The sequence below is a fragment of the Streptomyces sp. NPDC031265 genome (assembly GCF_055570295.1).
Map to the genome: position 1 here is coordinate 146,012 of NZ_JBVIHM010000008.1, position 17,481 is coordinate 163,492.

Annotated in this window: 16 protein-coding genes and 1 pseudogene; 3 read left to right on the forward strand and 14 right to left on the reverse strand. The window is 71.5% G+C overall.

Translation table 11 applies throughout. The features are described from left to right. Window positions 1-69: 69 nt before the first annotated feature. Window positions 70-343: pseudogene (locus ACZ499_RS15315) on the reverse strand (glycosyl transferase); the annotation flags it as partial. A 1-nt stretch (window position 344) separates the two neighbouring features. Continuing rightward, on the reverse strand, window positions 345-1,682 hold the full coding sequence (locus ACZ499_RS15320; protein ID WP_468675257.1) for a serine hydrolase domain-containing protein: 1,338 nt from the start codon (window positions 1,680-1,682) through the stop codon (window positions 345-347). A 434-nt stretch (window positions 1,683-2,116) separates the two neighbouring features. Here ACZ499_RS15320 and ACZ499_RS15325 point away from each other — a divergent pair, with 434 nt between their 5' ends. Beyond that, on the forward strand, window positions 2,117-2,905 hold the full coding sequence (locus ACZ499_RS15325) for a VOC family protein (protein WP_468675259.1): 789 nt from the start codon (window positions 2,117-2,119) through the stop codon (window positions 2,903-2,905). A gap of 325 nt (window positions 2,906-3,230) precedes the next feature. On the opposite strand, the gene ACZ499_RS15330 is transcribed toward ACZ499_RS15325, so the two are convergent. Continuing rightward, window positions 3,231-4,289, reverse strand: a complete 1,059-nt coding sequence (locus ACZ499_RS15330) for a vWA domain-containing protein (protein WP_385534642.1) — start codon at window positions 4,287-4,289, stop codon at window positions 3,231-3,233. 538 nt (window positions 4,290-4,827) lie between these two features. On the opposite strand from ACZ499_RS15330, the gene ACZ499_RS15335 reads away from it, so the two are divergent. After that, on the forward strand, window positions 4,828-5,391 hold the full coding sequence (locus ACZ499_RS15335) for a GNAT family N-acetyltransferase (protein ID WP_468675262.1): 564 nt from the start codon (window positions 4,828-4,830) through the stop codon (window positions 5,389-5,391). A 39-nt stretch (window positions 5,392-5,430) separates the two neighbouring features. Here ACZ499_RS15335 and ACZ499_RS15340 read toward each other — a convergent pair whose 3' ends face one another. Genes ACZ499_RS15340 through ACZ499_RS15375 form a run of 8 tightly spaced genes read right to left on the reverse strand, consistent with a single transcriptional unit; the run spans window position 5,431 to window position 13,385 of the window. Continuing rightward, entirely contained in the window at window positions 5,431-6,783 is a 1,353-nt protein-coding gene (locus ACZ499_RS15340; RefSeq protein ID WP_468675264.1) for a zinc ribbon domain-containing protein, read from the reverse strand. Further along, entirely contained in the window at window positions 6,780-7,346 is a 567-nt protein-coding gene (locus ACZ499_RS15345) for a phage tail protein (RefSeq protein ID WP_468675266.1), read from the reverse strand. Before ACZ499_RS15345 ends, ACZ499_RS15340 begins: the two co-directional genes overlap by 4 nt. After that, entirely contained in the window at window positions 7,343-9,301 is a 1,959-nt protein-coding gene (locus tag ACZ499_RS15350) for a putative baseplate assembly protein (RefSeq protein ID WP_468675268.1), read from the reverse strand. The genes ACZ499_RS15345 and ACZ499_RS15350 overlap by 4 nt, the downstream gene beginning before the upstream one ends. Next, window positions 9,301-9,771: a GPW/gp25 family protein gene (locus tag ACZ499_RS15355; protein WP_468675270.1), complete on the reverse strand. Its 471-nt coding sequence runs from the start codon at window positions 9,769-9,771 to the stop codon at window positions 9,301-9,303. The genes ACZ499_RS15350 and ACZ499_RS15355 overlap by 1 nt, the downstream gene beginning before the upstream one ends. Window positions 9,772-9,814: 43 nt before the next feature. Then, window positions 9,815-11,725, reverse strand: coding sequence for a VgrG-related protein (locus ACZ499_RS15360; RefSeq protein ID WP_468675272.1), 1,911 nt, complete (start codon window positions 11,723-11,725; stop codon window positions 9,815-9,817). Next, entirely contained in the window at window positions 11,725-12,462 is a 738-nt protein-coding gene (locus ACZ499_RS15365; RefSeq protein WP_468675274.1) for a CIS tube protein, read from the reverse strand. The genes ACZ499_RS15360 and ACZ499_RS15365 overlap by 1 nt, the downstream gene beginning before the upstream one ends. Before the next feature lie 45 nt (window positions 12,463-12,507). Then, window positions 12,508-12,930 (reverse strand): phage tail protein, encoded by a 423-nt coding sequence (locus tag ACZ499_RS15370; RefSeq protein ID WP_468675276.1) that lies wholly within the window; start codon window positions 12,928-12,930, stop codon window positions 12,508-12,510. 59 nt (window positions 12,931-12,989) lie between these two features. Next, a complete protein-coding gene (locus tag ACZ499_RS15375) occupies window positions 12,990-13,385 on the reverse strand; it encodes an extensin (protein WP_468675278.1) in 396 nt (131 codons plus the stop codon). Window positions 13,386-14,022: 637 nt separating this feature from the next. On the opposite strand from ACZ499_RS15375, the gene ACZ499_RS15380 reads away from it, so the two are divergent. After that, a complete protein-coding gene (locus tag ACZ499_RS15380; protein WP_468675279.1) occupies window positions 14,023-14,520 on the forward strand; it encodes a hypothetical protein in 498 nt (165 codons plus the stop codon). Between the two features lie 1,808 nt (window positions 14,521-16,328). On the opposite strand, the gene ACZ499_RS15385 is transcribed toward ACZ499_RS15380, so the two are convergent. Genes ACZ499_RS15385 through ACZ499_RS15395 form a run of 3 tightly spaced genes read right to left on the reverse strand, consistent with a single transcriptional unit; the run spans window position 16,329 to window position 17,430 of the window. Next, window positions 16,329-16,487, reverse strand: coding sequence for a DUF6760 family protein (locus tag ACZ499_RS15385; protein ID WP_180357046.1), 159 nt, complete (start codon window positions 16,485-16,487; stop codon window positions 16,329-16,331). Further along, window positions 16,484-16,984 (reverse strand): hypothetical protein, encoded by a 501-nt coding sequence (locus ACZ499_RS15390; RefSeq protein ID WP_468675281.1) that lies wholly within the window; start codon window positions 16,982-16,984, stop codon window positions 16,484-16,486. Before ACZ499_RS15390 ends, ACZ499_RS15385 begins: the two co-directional genes overlap by 4 nt. Then, window positions 16,984-17,430 (reverse strand): phage tail protein, encoded by a 447-nt coding sequence (locus tag ACZ499_RS15395; RefSeq protein ID WP_468675283.1) that lies wholly within the window; start codon window positions 17,428-17,430, stop codon window positions 16,984-16,986. The genes ACZ499_RS15390 and ACZ499_RS15395 overlap by 1 nt, the downstream gene beginning before the upstream one ends. Between the last annotated feature and the right edge of the window lie 51 nt (window positions 17,431-17,481).

Here is a 17,481-nt window from a genome sequence, read left to right on the forward strand (position 1 = left end):
TTCGACTCGCCCCCCCCCCCCCCCCCCCCCCCCCCCCCCCCCCCCCCCCCCCCCCCCCCCCCCCCCCCCCCCACAGCTGTGCCGCGACGTCCTGGTCGTAGCCGTCCCAGCCCACGAACGTCGGGGACAGCTGCATGACGGGCCGGTCCTGCGATTCGGCGAGGGCGCGCGCGGCGTACGCGCCGATGTCGTACAGGTACAGGTCCGTCGGGTCGTGGTCGTAGGCGGCGCGCAGCCGCGGGAGTGCCTGAACGGCGTCGCCGAGGAAGAGGCCCATCGCGGCGGTGGGGTCGTCGGGCCAGTTGTCGTCGACGACCGGCAGGCCGGAAGTGCAGGGGAAAGGATCAGCCGGTCGGAGCCGCAGTCGGCGCAGTGGTCGGCGCCGGCTTGTCGAACATGGCGCACATCGCCGCGGTCTGCAGCATCTTGGCGGCTTTGGCTAGCTCGGGGAAAGCGTCCGGGTGCTCGGCGAAGGCCTCCGTCGCAACGAGCACGGTCGCCGTGCGCCTGCCGGTGGGGTCGGTGACGTTGGTGCTGAGGTAGCCGGGGATGCCGCCGTCGTGTGCCCACACCGTGCCGCACGGGGTCGTTGCGGTCTCGATGCCCAGCCCGTAACCGGGCCCGTCCGGCTGGTCCGGGAAGATCGGCACGGTGGTGCGCATCTGGGCCAACTGGGCGGCGGGCAGCAGCTCGCCGGACATCAACGCGGTGTAGAACCGGCCCCAGTCGTACGCGGTGGACACCATGGCCCCGGCCGCGCCGCCCCACGAGGGGTTGTTGTCGGAGACGTCCACATGACCGTCGCGGTGCGCCCCGGTATAGTCCCTGAATCCGGCCGGCACATCCGGCGGCATGTGGGCCGCGTCAGGTTCGTAGCCGTGGGTGTGGGGGCCGTGCCAGGCGGAGTCCGCAGCGTAGTAGGTGTGCTCAAGGCGAAGCGGACGGGCGATCCGGTCACGGACCAGATCGGCCAGGCTGTTGCCCGTGGCCTTCTCCAGGACGGCGCCGATCGCGGCGTAGTTGGTGTTGCTGTACGACCATGAACTGCCCGGCGCGAAGAGCGGATCGTGCCGCACGCCGAGTGCGAGCAGTTGCTCCGATGTCCATCGTTTCGGGTCTTTGCCCATGATCGAGGGCAGGACCGCGGGATCCTCGGTGTAGTCGAACAGTCCGCTGGTGTGGTTCAGCAGCATACGTAGCGTGATCGCGCGGCCGTTGGGTACCTGGCCCGGCAGCCACGTGTCCACCGCGTCGGTCAGAGCGAGCTTGCCCTCACTGACCAGTTGCAGCACGAGGGTGGCCATCATGGTCTTGGTGTTGGAGCCCATCCGGAACTCGTCCCCCGCCCTGAGCCGGTGATCCGGCCTGGTCCAGGAGGCCTGTTCGGTGATCTCGACGGGTCGGCCGTGACCGTCGTCCACCCGGACAATCACGCCGGGCGCCCCGGCGGACACCAATTCCCGGGCCAGCCGGTCCAGTTGGGCGCGCCGCTGCGACTGGGGTCCGCTCCCGACGGCGGACGACGCGGCCGTGGTTATGGTGGCGGGGGCGGCAGCGGCGTGGACCGGCGCGGCCGGCGGAGTAGCGGTCGTACGGGCGGATGCGTGTGCTTCATGGTCGAGTGTGCCGACCAGGCCGGTCGCCGCCAGGCCGGTCATCGCCAGGAGGGACGCCGTCACCATGAGGCGCTGATGACGTCTGCGGGCAGCCGGTCGAGTCCGGGGTTGTTCGGGCACGCTGATGGGGTGTGAGCCTGATGTCATACCGATCACCCTCGCGCACCCGCAGGCGCCTCGTCACTGGAGTACGCCACCCACTTGAGGGTGGGGCCTGCCCCCTCCCTCCGGCAGCTCTCGGGCAACCAGATGGCGCTGCGGATGCGGCGGATCCGCTTCACGTTCTCCTTCGACGCCGGGAGTTGCTTCGTTGAGTCGCCTTCGTTCGGCGGCAGCGGTCCCTCGGGTATCGCAGCCTGCTGGTGTGTCCGCATGGCACCCCCAGTGCCTGGATTCCTGGTTTGGGAGCCGCACCGGTGGAGAGATCATTGGTTGCTCAGAGCTGCGATGCCCTTCCGCGTTCCGTTCCGTTCCGCTCCATCAGCTTACGGAGACTGCTCATGCCCGATGTCAACAGCCCCTACAGGCCCGGCACTCCCTGCTGGGTCGACCTCATGGTCCCCGACCAGCAGGCGGCACTCGACTTCTACCGCAACCTCTTCGGCTGGCAGGGCGAGGTGGGGGCGCCGGAGACCGGCGGGTACGCCGTCTGCACCTTGAACGGAAAGCCCGTGGCCGGCATCGCCACCGCGATATCGACCGATGGCGGGCGCACCCCGCCGACCGTGTGGACCACCTACCTCGCCGCTTCCAACGCTGACACAAGCGAGAAGATAATCGCCGACAACGGCGGCACCGTGATCATGCCCGGCGTGGATGTGCTCACGCTCGGCCGCATGTCGCTCGCCGCCGACCCCACAGGCGCGGTGTTCGGCCTCTGGCAGGCCCGGGACTTCGCCGGGGCCCAAGTCGTCAACGAGCCCGGCGCGTTCATCTGGAGCGAGCTGAACACCAGCGACCCGGATGCCGCATCAAGCTTCTACTCCAACGTCCTGGGCGTCACGAGGGCTCCCATGGAAGGCGAGGACGGCTACTCCGCCCTCGAAGTGGACGAGCGGACCGTCGCCGGGATGCAGGGGCTCGACAAGATGCCGCCGGGCACGCCCTCGCACTGGCTGACGTACTTCGCCGTCGACGACACCGACAGCACCATCGAAGCTCTGATCCGCGCCGGCGGCAACGTCCTCAGGCCACCGTTCGACATGACCGCCGGCCGGATGGCTGTCGTGCAGGACCCGCAGGGCGGCAAATTCGCCATCATCAACCCTTCCCCCATCGAATCCAGCTGACCTGGACGCACAGACGCAGGGCGAATGCTCGGCGCTCGGCTCGGCAGCCCGCCTGCCCACATGGCAGGCGGGCCGGACGTCGTGGGGATGGGCTGTCTCCTCGACCAGTCGCCAGAGGGCCCACGCCCGAGACCAGTGGCTGGGTGGGCAGCCGGTTGCGTTGGTGCCGCTCATGGTGATGCGGCGATTGCCTTGATCTCCCGCCAGGACGGCGGTCAGGCCGTGCACGACCGTGCTCGGGGAACCGACACCGGGTGAGGACCTCGCCTGGCCGACCCTTCACAACTGGCCCTGGACCATCTGTTCTACGCCCTTCTCGCGCATCTCAGAGCATGATGAGCAGACGCGTCTTCGGCTTGAGCTTCCTGTTCACCGAACGACTCTGCACGTATACCTCCAGCTTGGGATTACGCCCCGCCTTCACGGATACGGTCCCCTGGATGCCCGTGCCGAACAGAAGACTGCGTGCCGCGTCGCCCGTGTAGGCGCGGTCAGTGTCCTTCTCGACCACGATGACTTCCTTGTCTGGCTGAACCTGAACCCGGGTGCCCAGCTGGTAGTAGCACGACCCGCGCTCATACGTCACACCCGGATGCGAATCAACGAAGGATCGAATCTCGACCTCCGTGTCGACCTTCAGGAGTCGATACTTGTCGGCCGGGACCGGTTCGAGGTTCGCCCGCACGTCGTCGACCGATATGTCCTGGCCGACCGCGAACAGGTTCTTCGTGCCGCGCACGCCCTGCTCGCGGCCACGGAGGAAGCTGGTGGCGGCAGCGCGCACGGTACCGATCGCCTCCTCGACACCCTCCTGGGAATCCGCATCCCAGATGGCGATGTTCCCGGCCGGGAAGCCGTAGTTCTGGGCGGTCCGCTTCGCCAGGGAGTTCGGAACGAGGATCGCGGAAGTCCAGTGGCCCGGAAGCGCACCCATCTTCGCCGCGATCTTGTCGAGCCAGGGGCCGAGGATGGCCATGTCGCCGTCGTGCCGCCGGTCGCCGCCGGAGGCGTTCTCCTCGCCGTCCGTCACCACGATCTGGAGGAAACTGTGCTCGCCGTACGCCTCCCAGATGTGGCCCAGGTCGTCCAGTGACTTCAGAGAGGCTTCGATGAGGGCCGTAGCGCCATTGTTGACCTTGTACAGACCCCGCATGGACGGCAGATGCTTCACGTCCATGTCCCAGACCAGGTTCTCCACCTTATGGTCGAAGGAGTAGAGACTGATCCGGGTCTCATGCCCGAGGCTGTCCGACTCTGCCTTCAACCCCGCCACGAACTCGTCCACAACGCGCACGAGTTGACTCTGGTGCTGGTGCATGGAACCCGAACAGTCCACTACGAGCGCGACGTGATTCACCTTGTGCTGGATCTTGTTTGCGGACATGCCTCTGTTCCCCCTCCGATGTTCCCGAGTGATGTCTCCACACTATGGGGAGGCACTGACAACGGAGCTTGACGGACGATCACCCACCTGCCCCGCGGCAGACCCGGGCGGAAGGCAGCGCGGAAGCCAGCGGTGGGAGCCCGACGCCCGAGAAAACGCCATGGTCCACCGGGCTGCCGTCGTCCCATCACCTCCTCACCCGCCTGACCCGGCAGGCGGGTCGACACCAGGGCTCGCGCAGGCGCGCGTAGCAGCGCCCGCACAGCCGTTGCACGTCGCCGCACGGCTGCGTGGTGCTGTGCGGTGCTGCACCCACTGTGCGGGCGGTCAGTAGGGCCTGTCCGGTGGATCTGGTCGGCTTCGGCGCGGGTTCCCTTTTCGGTGCTGGGGAGCGGGGGCCTTCTTCCGAAGCCTGCGCCACACCACCATCGGGTCCAAGTCCGTGAGCTCACCCTGACCAGCGAGGGTGCGGCCCGTGGACCACCCTCCGGTGCGGCAGGGAAACAGGGGCGTAATCTGCGCTGGTTATCGTCATCCGATGGGCATCAGGGTGAATGGGGCAGCCGTGGGTACGCAGGTCCGGGCCGGTACCGAGGACGACCTGGAAGAGTTGACCCGTATCTACAACCATTACGTCGTCGCGACCCCGATCACCTTCGACATCGAACCGTTCACCGTCGAGCAGCGCCGCCCGTGGCTGGCGTCCCACCCGGACCGCGGCCCGCACCGGCTTCTCGTGGCCGAGGAGGGTGGAAAGGTCCTCGGGTACGCGACCAGCAGCGCGTTCCGGCCGAAGCCGGCGTACTCCACCTCTGTCGAGACCAGTGTCTACGTGGCCCCCGAGCAGGTGGGGCGCGGTGTCGGCAGCCTGCTGTACACCTCGCTCTTCGAGGTGCTGGAGCAAGAGGACGTACGCCAGGCCCTCGCCGGAATAGCCCTGCCCAACGAGGCGTCGGAGCGGCTCCATCTGGGGTTCGGTTTCCAGCCCGTCGGGGTGTACCGGGAAGTCGGGCGCAAGTTCGGAAAGTTCTGGGACGTCGCCTGGTTCCAAAGGCCGATCTCGCAGGGCCCTCTTCCCGCTCCCGGTCAGGGAGCGGGTTGAGGGCTGCGGAGCCGGTCCGCTGCTGCGATCGCGCCCTGGTCAGACGCCGTTCGAGCTGGAGCGGCCGAAGAACTCGACTTCCGCGAGGGCGACCTGCTTGTCGCCGGAGACCGCGTAGGCCGACTCGATGGTGAGGCGGACCCTGACGGCCTCACCGACGCGGAAGGGGCGGCGCTGACCGCCCGCGCCCTGATCGAGGGTGATGTCGCGGGTCGTGGTCTTTCCGTCCTTCGTCGTCACCGTCGCCTTGATGCGGTGCGGCAGCGCCGATTCGCCCAGCTTCTCGGCGCGGGCGGAGACGCCGGGGGTGATGATCACGTCCAGGAGGCGGGTGGGCTCGGAGAAGGTGACTTCGAGCCACTCTCCCTGGCCGGACTGTGAGACGCCAGGACCCCACCAGGTGTTGCTCCGCTTGTCGAAGGCGAGCAGCGGTTGGTGCCCGGGGTAGGAGCGTGAGGCCCGTACGGCGTCCGGGGCGACCGGGGCGCGCTTGGCGAAGTGGTCGCGCCCTGCGTGGACGCCGCCCGGGACGTAGAGGATGGCGAGGACGACGAGGGTCAGGGCGACCGCGGCGGCGGCCCAGGTGCCGATGCGGTCGAACACGCGGCGCAGCGGGGGCCGTTCACCGGCCCAGGGGGTGTCCCGTTGCCGGTCGAAGAGCCGGCGCCACCAGGGGCGGCGGCCCGGGGGCTGTGCGGCGGCGTCGGCGGTGAGGGACATCGCGCAGCGAGCGCAGAAGTGGCGGTCGGTGCGGTTGGGGGTGGCGCACCAGGGGCAGGGCGGCCCGTTGCCTGTGTCCTGGTGGTGCTCGGGGGCGCGGACCTGTGGACGGTTGGCATCGGGGCGGCCGGGCAGGACGGGGGCGACGGCGGGAGGTGGGGCGGGGCTGGAGGCGTCCGGGTCGGCGACGGGGACGAGCAGCGAGCGGGCGCGGTCGCTGACACTGTGCGGCGCGCTGTCGTCGGTGCCCGATGACGGTACGGGGGCGACCGGGACGGTGGGGGCGGTGTCGCCCGCATCGTGCGCGGCGGGGGTGCCGTGAGCGCGCGGTGACCCGTCGGTGTCCTGGTCCGGTGCGCTCGCGGAAGCCGGGGTCCGATCGGGGCGGTGCGGGTGGGCCTGGTGCGGTGTGTTGTCGACGGTGGAGGGGCGGTCGCGTCCGTAGTTGGTCGCATCGGCCGTCGTATCGGCATCGTTCCGCTCATGGGCAGGTGCCGGGGCGCTGCCGCGCGGGCCAGGCTGGTCGACGGTGTCCCGAGGGGCGGCGGCGGTCGCGGGGCTGGGTGTGCGGGCACCTGCCCGGTCCCAGCCGAGTACGGCGCCGCAGGAGTCGCAGAAGGACTGGCCCGGTTCCGCGCGGGTTCCGCACTCGGCGCAGTGCTGGGTGGTCATCGCTGCGGTGTCCTTTCAGCGGTGGTTACTTCGATGGTGTAGGGCATGTGGGCGGGGCGGGCGGCGGCGACGAGGGCGTCCAGGCGGTGGGTGTCGGCCGGGGCGGGGTCGGGCAGCCGCAGGGTGATGTGGAGGTGGGGGCGCGGGGTGCCCGGGAACGGGCCGCGGGGGCGCGCGTTCCAGGCGGCGCCGCCGCTCTCGGTGATGTCGGGCGTGACGCCGAACACGAGTCGCACCGCCTCTTCGAGGCCCCGCCTGGTGCCGCGTACGCGGTGCAGATGGGCGGCGGCGGCAACGGCGGTGCGCAGTCGGGGTTCGGGTTCGGTGCCGTCGGTCTCGGCGCCGACCCAGGTGCCGAGCCACCGGGCGAAGTCGGCGGGCGTCAGGGCGGGGTCGAAGTAGGTGTCGAGGCAGTCGAGGACGTTGAGGATGGGGGCGAGGACGTCGTCGAGTCCGGCGACGAAGCGCTGGGCGAGGTCGTCGTCGGCGAACACGGCCGGGAGCATCGCGCCGATGGGGGCGGAGGAACCCAGGCCGTCGATGGAGCCCCTGCCGCCGGTCATGTTGCGTCCCCGATGACGCGGACGCGGTGGTCGTAGGAGAAGACGAGGGACGGGGCGTCGAGGTCGATACGGTCGGTGGGGTCGCCGCGTTTGCCGGTGAGGGGGTCGGCGGGGTGCAGGACGACTTCGTCGACGAGTTCGACGCCGGGGACGCGTTGTAGTACAGCGAAGACCTCGCCGGACTGGACCGGGCGGCCGAAGGGCCAGCCTCGCCCGTCGGCGCCGCCGGTGAGCGGGTCCAGGTGACGGTAGAGGGCGTCGTGGGCCCGGCGGCGTACGCGGTCGGTGTCGGTGCTGCGGAAGGCGTGGACGGTGGCGACGACGGTGACGCCTTGGTAGTAGGGCGGGCCGACGGCGAGGCGGGTGCCGATGAGGCGGCGTTCGTCGAGGTGTCGGGTGATGCGGGCGAGCAGGTCGTCGCCGGGTACGAGTTGTTCGAAGCGGAGCCGTCCGCCGGGGTCGGGGACGGCCTGCGGGACGACCACGACGCGTACCGCGTAGGCGCCGTGTTCGCCCTCCTCGCCCTCCAGGCAGGTGATACGGGCGGTCTCGGGGGCGGCGCGGCGGGCGAGTTCCTCGTAGTCGCGCAGGGTGACGGCGCGGTCCTGGGCGCGCAGGGTGATGGGGGCCCGGAGCTTGGCTTCCTCGACCGTCTCGCCGTCGACACCGCCGCGGGCGGCCTCGCGGTTGACGACTTCGGCGACGTACGGGATGGAGGTGCGCAGCACTTGGACGGCGCCGCGGGCCACGTTGCCGGAACGGCCGCCGCCGGTGCGGTAGCGCCGGGCGCGGATGACGGCGCCCTTGGGGGCGACGGTGCCGTACTGGCGCAGGGTGCCGTCGGGTTCGCGGACGGTGGGGCCGAAGGCGATCTCGCCGGTGGCGGCGTCGAGGGTGATGTGGCGGTCGTCGGGGCGGGAGGCGGCGAAGTGGGGGACGACATGCCAGTCCTGCCATCCGTCGTGTGCGGCGGTCTGGAGCAGCAGGGGCGGATCGTCGGCGACGACAGGGGCCTGGGCCAGGCGCAGGCGCTGGCCGGGCAGGCCGGTGGATTCGCCGAGGGCTTCGTCGTACACCGTCTCGGCGTGGACGGCGCGGGTGGTGGCGCCGATGGTGTATGCCTCGGCGGAGCGGATGGTGGGAGTGGTGGTGTAGAAGGGCTGGCCGGGCAGGGGGTCGGTGACGCGGCAGCGCACCCAGCCGGCTTCGTTGCCGCCGGTGCGGGACAGGACGTGGCCGCCCGGGATGTGGAGGACGATGTCGCCGGGGCGGTTGAGGCCGCCGGTACCGTCCCGGTCGACCTCGCAGGGCTGCCAGCCGTCCTCGGTCCACGCCTCCCATACCAGCGGGGGCTGGCGGGGGTCGACGCCGACGCCGTCCACGCGGCTGTCGAGTTCGAGTGCGAGGGCGCAGTGCGGGACGGCGGCGGTGAGACCCAGGAGCAGGCAGTCGCCCGGCCGGGGTGACTCGGCGAAGCACGGCAGGTCCCTGCCCTCGACGAGGTCGGCGGTGCGGTCGGAGACGGGCTCGCCGTGGTGCTGGACCACCAGGTGGCCCAGCGAGCACGGGACAACCGTCAGGTCGCGCTCGGTGGCGAAGACGACGGCTTCGTCGCGTTCGGTGCGCGTGGTGGAGACCTCGGTGCCCACCGGCACGGAGATGGGCTCCTCCTGCGGTGCGGACAGCCAGAAGGTGACGTCGGTACGGGCCGGGGCCGGCGGGAAGAGGGTGATGCCGACCAGATCGAGGAAGGCGAGGTGGTTCTTCTCCGGGACCCGGTTGAGGCGGTAGACGATCTGGTCGGCCATGTGGGCGACCGTCTCGACCAGGGTGACACCCGGGTCTGAGACGTTGTGGTCGGTCCACTCGGGGGCACGTTGCTGGATGTAGCGCTTGGCGTCGTCGACGAACTGCTGGAAGCGGCGGTCGTCGAGGTTGGGCGAGGGCAGGGACATCAGTGGTCGCTTTCGGGCAGGGTGCCGGGGCCGGCCGGTCCACCGGGACCGTCCAAGGGGCTCGGCGCTCCGGGCTCCTCGTGGGAGGGAATGACGTAGAACGGGAAGACGAGGCTGCGCGGGTTGTTGGTGCCGCGGATCTCGTAGCGGACGTCGATGTACAGCACGCTCTGATCGGCGCCGGCGGTGACCTCCACGTCACGGACGTCGATGCGCGGCTCCCAGCGGTCGAGGCTGACCAGGACCTCGTGCTGGATGCGGCCCGCGGTCTGTTCGTTGACCGGGGCGAAGACCAGGTCGTGGATGGCGCAGCCGAACTCTGGGCGCATCGGCCGCTCCCCGGGCGAGGTGGCCAGCACGAGCCGGATGGCCTCCTCCACCTCGCGCTCGCCGGTGACCAAGGCGATGCCGCCGGTGGGCCCGATGCGCAGGGGAAACGCCCAGCCGGAGCCGACGAACTGTTCGGCCATCAGAGAACCACCCTCTCTTTCCTGGGAATCGATCGAGTCGCTGTCATGAGAAGGGGTAGGGCTTGCTGTTCACCATCAGCGCGCCCTGGAGCATGAGCGTGGCGGCACGGATGCCGACGTTGGCGGTGGAGTTGATCATCAAACCGGCGCCGGCGGTGAACATCGCGGCGCCGCCTGCCTTGACATCGACGAGGCCCATCGCGGAGACGCCGACCATGCCACCGAGGGACCTGAGGTTGACCAGGCCGGCGCCCTGGATGCTGAGGCTTCCACCGCTCTTGATGGTCAGGTTGCGCCGGGCGCTGAGCGTGAGGTCGGTGCCCGCCTCGACCGACACCGAACGCCCGCCCTTGATGGTGACGGCACCCGCGCTGTCCACGGTGATCTCGGTCTTGGTGCGGTCGAGGTAGACGGTCAGCTTGTCGTTGCCGGTGGCGATCCGCACGCCCTGCGTGCGTCCGCCGCTCTGCTGACTGAGCAGGTCGACGCGGTTGCCCTTGCGGTCGGACAGGGTGTGCCTGGTGGCCTGCTTCTTCAGCCCGTGGTGCAGGGGCACGTCGCTCACCACGGTCGGTTTGTCGCGGCCGTTGTAGAGCCCGCCGATCACGAAGGGGTGGTCCAGGGCGCCCCGGTCGAAGGCGACGAGCACCTCGTCGCCCACGTCCATGGGGAAGACACCGCCGCCGCCCTTGCCGCCCAGCTGCACGCTGCGCGCCCAGTCGCTGACGTAGGCGTCGTCGAGCCAGGGGAAGGTGAGCTTGACCCTGCCCTGCTCAAGCGGGTCCTGTACGTCGGTGACGACGGCGTTGACGACGCCGGGCAGCCGCGCCCCCGCTGCGTCCGCGCCCGACCCGCCGGACGCCAGTCCGTACAGGGAGCGCCACTGGCGTCCACTGACGGTCACCCACGACTCGTAGTGCTTGCCGTCGCCGAAGACGTGCCGTACCGAGGTGGCGGTGTACTTGCCCTCGAAGGGCCTGCCGACACGGGCGAGGGCCACCGGCACGCCGGGCCGCAGCTTGGGGTTGCCGCGGACGGCCACCTCCAGCTCGGCGAACGACGAGGTGACGTCGGCGGCGAGGGCGTCGGCGGCGTGCCGGACCTCGCCCTGCTTGTCGTAGGGCACACCGGTCTCGACGAGCCTGGCGGCCTTGAACTTCTTCGCGATCCGGCCGGGGGTGATGCCGATGCCGATGCTCGTGTCGGTGCTGACGTTCTGGATCTCCTTGATCTTCTTCTTGGTGGTGACGTTCCAGCCGCGCGACTCGACCTTGCCCACCTGGTCGGCCGCGGTGACCGCGGCCCGCAGCCGCAGGATGTCGCGGCCGGCCCGCAGGACGAACGGACTCGTGTCGCTGTCGGTCTCTGGCGAGGGAGCACCGGAGGACGCCTTCGGCTTGACGAACTGAAAACGCCCCTTGGCATCCAGCGACATGACCATTTTGTTCTCGTCGGCGAGCCGGGCGAGGAAGTCCCAGTCGGTGACGTTGGGCTGGCTGATGAACTCGTACAGCGTGCTCGTCGGCTGGATCCGGCCGATGCGGACCCCGTCCTGGACGGCGAGCGTGCGGGCGATGTCGGACGCCAGCTGATTGCGGTAGGCGACGACCCGGCGCTGGCGCATCAGACGGTGGCCGTAGTCGTAGCCGCGGATGACGGTGAAGGTTCCGGTGCCCTCGTAGTCGGCCTCCAGACCGGTCACCTCCCCGGTCAGCAACGGGTCACCGGTCCCCTGGCCGTCGGCGATCGGAGTCAGGACCACCTCGGTGCCGAACTGCACCTTCAGTTGGTCGAGGACCAGCCGGGCGGGGTCTCGGAAGGTGAGCCGGAACGCGGCGGGCACACCGGCCCCCTGGTCGACCCAGCCGTCGACGAGCAACAGGGCCATGTCCGGCGGCAGGTCCACGCCGCCGATGGTGACGCGCATGAGGGTGGAGAAGGCGGGCCGCACCATCAGCGGCGCACCTCCTCGGCGGCCGGCAGGACGAGTTCGGTGCCGGATCCGAGCCGGGACGGGTCGTCGATGGCGTTCGCCTCGGCGATCGCACGCCAGACGGTGGCGTCTCCGTATTCGCGCCACGCCAGCGACGGCAGTGTGTCCCCGGCGACCACCCTGTGCACACGCCGCACGGTGAGCGCGCCCGAGGTCGGGTTCTGTCGCTTCGTCTTGGAGGGGATCTCGTGCAGCCGCATCTGGCACGTGGCGCGGATGGGAACACCGGTGGTGCCGAACAGCGTGTAGGAGGCTTCGACGGAGGAGACGTACGCGGTGAACCGGGCCGTGGAGAACGCCCCCCACTCGAAGACCACCCAGGGCGGTGACGGCTGGTCGGCGTAAATGCTCTTGTCCGTGGTTTCGCAGCAGCTCAGCAGCGTATCCACCTTCTTCAGGACCGTGTCGCCGGTCGGATCACCGGAGGAGTCCAGGAAGATCTCGACGGTCATCGCGAGCGGATCGGGGCCCATGAACTCCGGTTTGGTTCCGTCCCGTACGGCAGGCGCCGTCGTCACCTTCCACTGGGCCCCGCGGCTGAGGGACAGCTGCGCGGGGTTGAAGTCGAAGTCGAACGTCTCGATGAGTCCGCCGGGTGTGGTGCTGGTGCCGAGCGGGGGCTCGTGGATGGCGAGGGAGGCGCGTACGAGGCTCTTGCCCGCGCCCTTACTGCCCGCGCTCTTGCTGCTCTTGGCCATGCTCTCTTCCTCTGGGTCCTTCGTCCTGCGGGCGCCGGGCCGCCGTCAGTCGGTGAAGCCGTGGTGGGCGATCTCCAGCACCTCCGTGGCGACGGCGGGACTCGCCGGGTCGAGGGTCGGCCCCGTCCAGCTGACCGGCAGGACGTCGATCAGCCCCCAGCGGGCGACCTCCGACCCGTCCGCCCGCAGCGCCGCGATCTGGGCGGTGGGCCGCTTGATCCCGGTCTGCACGGAGGAGATCCACTTGGCGACCTTCGTGGTGTCCGGGGTGAGGGGGCGGGTCAGCCGGATGGTGGAGAAGGTGACGCGGGTGGGCAGCGCCCAGACGAAGCCGTTGTTACCGCCCTCCTGCCGGTGCTCGATCTCCACCTGCGAGGAGAGTCCCTGACACCCGTTGAAGTAGCCGAGGCTCTCGCCGTCGATGGCGAGGGTGAACCAGATGGTGGAGCCCGGGTCCTGACGGGGCATCGGGTTGGGCCTTTCTGTGCTGTCGTGGCCGAGGCCGTTTTGGCTGATGTGCTGCCCGGTCAGGGGCGAGGGTCGCGAAGCCGGCCGATCCGCTCGCGATCCAGGCGCACTTCGGTGCGGATGAGGCGGGTGATGCGGCCGATGATCCGGTGCACCAGCTCGTCGAGCTGGAAGTCGGTGAGCTCGCGCGGGTCGAACCCGCCCGCGGGTACCGCCGTGTACGCGGGCGGCGGGTCCGTCGCCGACGACGTCACGGAGTTGCCGGCCGTGTACGGGGGCGGGCTCGCGTCCGGGTTCTCGTCCGGTGGCGGGCTGTACGGCGGCGGAGGGACGGCTGATGGGGCATGGCCGGTCGAGGAGCTCCGCAGGTGGTCCAGAGTGGATGCCACGGTGGACGCCGCGGCGGCGGCGAGCGCGCCGATGCTGCGGCCGGGCAGACGCTGGACCGTGGGCATCGACGTGGCACCCGCGGGCCCCTGGGCATTTGGTGCCGGTGCGGGGGCGGGGTGGAGCGGGTGAGGCGGTGGCTGCGGGGGCGGATCGAGGCGGGTGACGGGCAACGGGGTCCGGGTGCCGACGGCACCGGGCGCGGACGGGCGGAGCAGGGGCACGGCCTTGGGGAGCGCGGGACGGGTGCCGCGTGCGCGCTGGACCGTGGGGAGGGGTGCGCGGGGTGCCGGGGTGGGTCCCGGAGCCGGGGGCGCGGCAGGGGCCTGGTGGACAGGTGGCGGTGGCGACATGGGCGGGGAAGCGGCGGCGCCCTGCGAAGGGAGCGTGGGTGGGAGGGGCAGGGGCGGCACCGCACCGCCGGTGGTCGGCGTGGCAGTTCGCTGGACCGGCACGGGTGTACCGCTGTTGGTGCTGCGGGTACCGGGGCCCGGTGCCGTACGCCGACCGGCGAGCGGCACGGCGTCGGCGGGCGGGGTGGTGAGCGGGGCACCGAGCGGAGAGCGCCGGGCCGGGCCGGCGGCCGGTCCCGGGGCGGGCGCCGGGGCCGGGTTCGCGGGCGCGGTGGCTTGACGGGCCGGGCTCGGGCCGATCGCGGCCGGCCTCGACAGGACGGGAGCGCCGAGGCCCGCACGGGGTGCCGATGTGCTGCGCTGGACCTGGTGTACGGAGGCGGAGTCGGCGGAGTGCCGTGGGACGGCGTTCCCGGTCGCCGGTCCCGGCAGCAAGCTGGAAGTGGACGCGGTGGCGCCCGGGAGCGACGACGGAACCGCAGGTGCCGGGGAGGCGGCGGGGCGTGCGGGTCCGGCGGTCCGGCGCGCCGTGGCGCGCGGTACCGGAGTTGCCGCCGGGCCCGCAGGGACGGCGGGAGCGCCCGAATGCCGCGCCGTACCGGACGTCGACGGACCCGGTGCGGACGGCGTGCGGCGCGCCTGCGCCGGTGCCGGTGCCGGTGAGGGCTGCCTCGTCTCCGGTTGGCGAACGGAGGCTGCCGCCTGTCGCGGCGCGGCGTCCTTCGCGCCGGCCAGGTGGGTCGAACGGCCGTCGCTGGACGGCGCGTTCACCGAGGGCGGCACCGGAGGCAGCTGCGCCGCAGACGCGTCGGCGGCGGTGCGCATCGGCGGGGGGGCGGGAGCGGGCTGACGCCGGGCACCAGCGGGGCCGGGCGACGAATGCTCGGTGCCGGACGGTCGGTCGGCGCCGGGCATCGCTCCCCCGCTGGAGCTCGCCGCAGACGCCTGCGGGGACACGGCCCGCTGGACCGGCGCGGACGGCAGCCGCGCGGGCGACGTGCCGGGCCCTCCACCGGCCGGGACACCGCTGTCACGCGCACCCCGGCCCCCGTCGAAGGAGTTGGCGTCACCGCCACCACTTTCGGCGGGCTTCCCGGGGACGGCAGCAGGACGGTCGGGCCGCGGCGCTGCTCCTCGCCGCAACGTGCTGGTCGTCAGGTCGGCGCCGGGCGCGGGCGCCGACCGGTCGACGGCCCGGGCGGCGCGGTCGCTGTTGGGCAGCGCGCGGTCAAGGCCGGTCGTGGGCCCACTCGTTGGCGTGCGACCGGACTCCGGGGAGGGGCGGGGGTCGGACGTGACGGCAGGCCCGGGCCGGGCGGTTGAGGCGGGGCTCTGCGCCGAAGACGCCCGCTGTACGACCGGCTTGCCGGTCGCCGTGAGGGTGTTGGGGGCAGACGCCGCACCCCATTCGGGCGGGGTCGCGGGGCGTATCGGGGCGGGACGAGCGCCGGGCTCGGTCGGCGCGGACCCGCGCCCGGGCACCGCACGCTGCACTGCGGCGCCGGGCGGATGCGCCCCGGACACCGCATCGGGACGCGAGCCGCGCTCGGTCGGTGCGGGTGCACGCGGGGGCACCCCACCCGATACCGGGGCAGCTGGAGAGCTACGCGCTCCGGCGTCAAGCGCAGTCCGGTCGCCGGACGGACTCGCCGTACGTACCGGACCAGGACCAGCGGCATCGGAACGACGAACCGTGGACGCGGGTCCGGAGCCCTGCGCAGACACCGCACGCTGTACCGGCCGACCGGCCCCCGCCGGGTCACCGGCGGGCGCGGATGCACGGGGCGGGGACGATCCCGTCGCAGGCTCGACGGGGACAGGCTGCGGCGAGGCCGGGCCGGTTCGGTCGTCGTCGTCGGTGGAGGGCTGCGCCCCTGCGGAGGGCCTCGGCTCGGTGCCCGTGGTCCGGCGGGTGGCGGGCAGGGCGCGGCGCTGTACGGCCGCCGCCTCGACCGGAGCCTTGGTCAGAGAGGGCCGGGGCCTGGGCGGGGCGGACGGCACGGGTGTCGCGCTAATGCCTCGGGCGGCCCGGGCCGGCGTGTTCACCAGCGTTGTGGGTGCAGCGGCATGCGGGGGGTGCGTCGCCCGCTGGACCGACCGAGAGGGGGCTGTGGAGCGGGGCGTGGGTGCGGCGACCGCACCCGGCCCCACCGCCGTGGGCGCGGACGGCGGCGCGCTCGACGCGGGTACCGACCTCAGCGGCGCGACCGGCATCCGCTGGGCCACCGGACCACCGGTGGGCGATCCCAACAGACCTGCCCGCGTGGGCTGTTCGGGACCCACCGGGGACCGCGTCGAGCCCGTGAACGCGCCCGAGAGCAGGCTGTCGCCCGCCGCCGGGTCCAGAACGGCCGGGGACGGGGCTGCCGTGAACGACGGGTCCTGCCACGTCGGCAGCCGTCCGCCGAACCCCGCGTCCACGACCCCCGCACGCGTACCGCCCACCGCCCGCTGGATCTGCGGCATGTGCGGCCAGGCCGCGGCGACCGCGGGCACGGGCGCGTCCGGGCGCGCCGGGCCGCGGACCGGGTCCGGGCCGGAGCCCGTCGCCACGCCCGCGCCCGCACTCACGACTGCACCGGGACCGCCTTCGTCCCCGCCGGCACCCTCCCCGCGCTCGTTCCGGCGCGCCCGCAGCCGGTCCAGGAATCCCACCGCTCAGCCCTCCGCCGCGCCGCGCGTCACCAAAGACGCGATCTGTTCCGTGTACCGGCGGCGGTCGTGGTGCTCCAGGTCCAGGATCGCCTCCAGGCTCCAGTGGAAGTGGTAGGCGACGTACGCGACCTCCTCGTGCAGCCGGTCGGTCGCGTACGTCACGATTCCCCCAGGCGGCTCCCGCCGAGTTCCACTTCGAACTGCTCCGAGCAGTGCGGGCACCGGACGGCTGCCCGGGTGTGGCCCTCCGCGTTGATCTGGCGGTAGAAGTCCTGCAGGAACGCCAGGTCGGAGGCGAACATGTTCTCCACGATCCCGTCGTGCACCATCGCCAGCGTGCCGAGGCGGGTGATGACCCGGCCGAGCAGCACCACCGACAGATACGCCGGGTTCTCCTGGACGCGCACATCGCGCAGCGGGACGAGTTCGTCCCGTGCCGTGGACAGGCGCATCACCCCGTCCCGGTGCACGGTGCCCGACTCGTCGACGTACCCGCGCGGCAACTCGAAGGGGAACTCGGTGCGCATCTCGTCCCGTTGCACCGTCTCGGCCGGTTGCCGCTCGGGGGATGCGGCGGCGGGAGCCGACTGGGCGTAGTCCGCTCCCGCCGCCGCGTTCATGGGTGCGGCGGCCGGCGCTGTGGCCGTCGTACGCCGCATTATTCGATGACCAGTTCTTCGAAGACGATGGTGATGGTCTCGGTCAGCGCGGCGGCCTCGCCGGCCTTCACCGCACTCGTGTCGATCTTGCTGCACCAGGCGTTGCGCAGGTTGTAGCGCTTCACCGGGTTGTCCTCGAAGTCCATCATGATGATGGAGGCGTTCTTGCGGGCCGTGGACATCCGGCCGTTGATGGAGTCGTTGATCCACTGGGTGAAGGAAGCCGACTGCGTCATACCGCGCACGACGGTGCACTGCCCGTCCTTCTGCGTACCGGGCAGCAGGGCTATCTCGTTCTTTCCCGTCGCGCCGTTGTTCTGCGGGTACCTGATGACCTCCTGTTCGAGGGTGAGGCCGCTGACCTCGGCGAGGTATTCGACCATCACGCCGTCGATCTGGAGACCGAAGTTGTGTGAGGTGAGGGCGTCACCCGGCTGGAGACTCATCTGTTCGCTGTCCTTCTAAGGGTCCGAGAGGTGCGTACGTACTTACGGAGG

Bases quoted from the DNA above. Each gene is read 5' to 3' on its own strand.
- ACZ499_RS15320 (WP_468675257.1), bottom strand. From the start codon at position 1,682: ATGGTGACGGCGTCCCTCCTGGCGATGACCGGCCTGGCGGCGACCGGC.
- ACZ499_RS15325 (WP_468675259.1), top strand. From the start codon at position 2,117: ATGCCCGATGTCAACAGCCCCTACAGGCCCGGCACTCCCTGCTGGGTC.
- ACZ499_RS15330 (WP_385534642.1), bottom strand. From the start codon at position 4,289: ATGTCCGCAAACAAGATCCAGCACAAGGTGAATCACGTCGCGCTCGTA.
- ACZ499_RS15335 (WP_468675262.1), top strand. From the start codon at position 4,828: ATGGGCATCAGGGTGAATGGGGCAGCCGTGGGTACGCAGGTCCGGGCC.
- ACZ499_RS15340 (WP_468675264.1), bottom strand. From the start codon at position 6,783: ATGACCACCCAGCACTGCGCCGAGTGCGGAACCCGCGCGGAACCGGGC.
- ACZ499_RS15345 (WP_468675266.1), bottom strand. From the start codon at position 7,346: ATGACCGGCGGCAGGGGCTCCATCGACGGCCTGGGTTCCTCCGCCCCC.
- ACZ499_RS15350 (WP_468675268.1), bottom strand. From the start codon at position 9,301: ATGTCCCTGCCCTCGCCCAACCTCGACGACCGCCGCTTCCAGCAGTTC.
- ACZ499_RS15355 (WP_468675270.1), bottom strand. From the start codon at position 9,771: ATGGCCGAACAGTTCGTCGGCTCCGGCTGGGCGTTTCCCCTGCGCATC.
- ACZ499_RS15360 (WP_468675272.1), bottom strand. From the start codon at position 11,725: ATGGTGCGGCCCGCCTTCTCCACCCTCATGCGCGTCACCATCGGCGGC.
- ACZ499_RS15365 (WP_468675274.1), bottom strand. From the start codon at position 12,462: ATGGCCAAGAGCAGCAAGAGCGCGGGCAGTAAGGGCGCGGGCAAGAGC.
- ACZ499_RS15370 (WP_468675276.1), bottom strand. From the start codon at position 12,930: ATGCCCCGTCAGGACCCGGGCTCCACCATCTGGTTCACCCTCGCCATC.
- ACZ499_RS15375 (WP_468675278.1), bottom strand. From the start codon at position 13,385: ATGCCCACGGTCCAGCGTCTGCCCGGCCGCAGCATCGGCGCGCTCGCC.
- ACZ499_RS15390 (WP_468675281.1), bottom strand. From the start codon at position 16,984: ATGCGGCGTACGACGGCCACAGCGCCGGCCGCCGCACCCATGAACGCG.
- ACZ499_RS15395 (WP_468675283.1), bottom strand. From the start codon at position 17,430: ATGAGTCTCCAGCCGGGTGACGCCCTCACCTCACACAACTTCGGTCTC.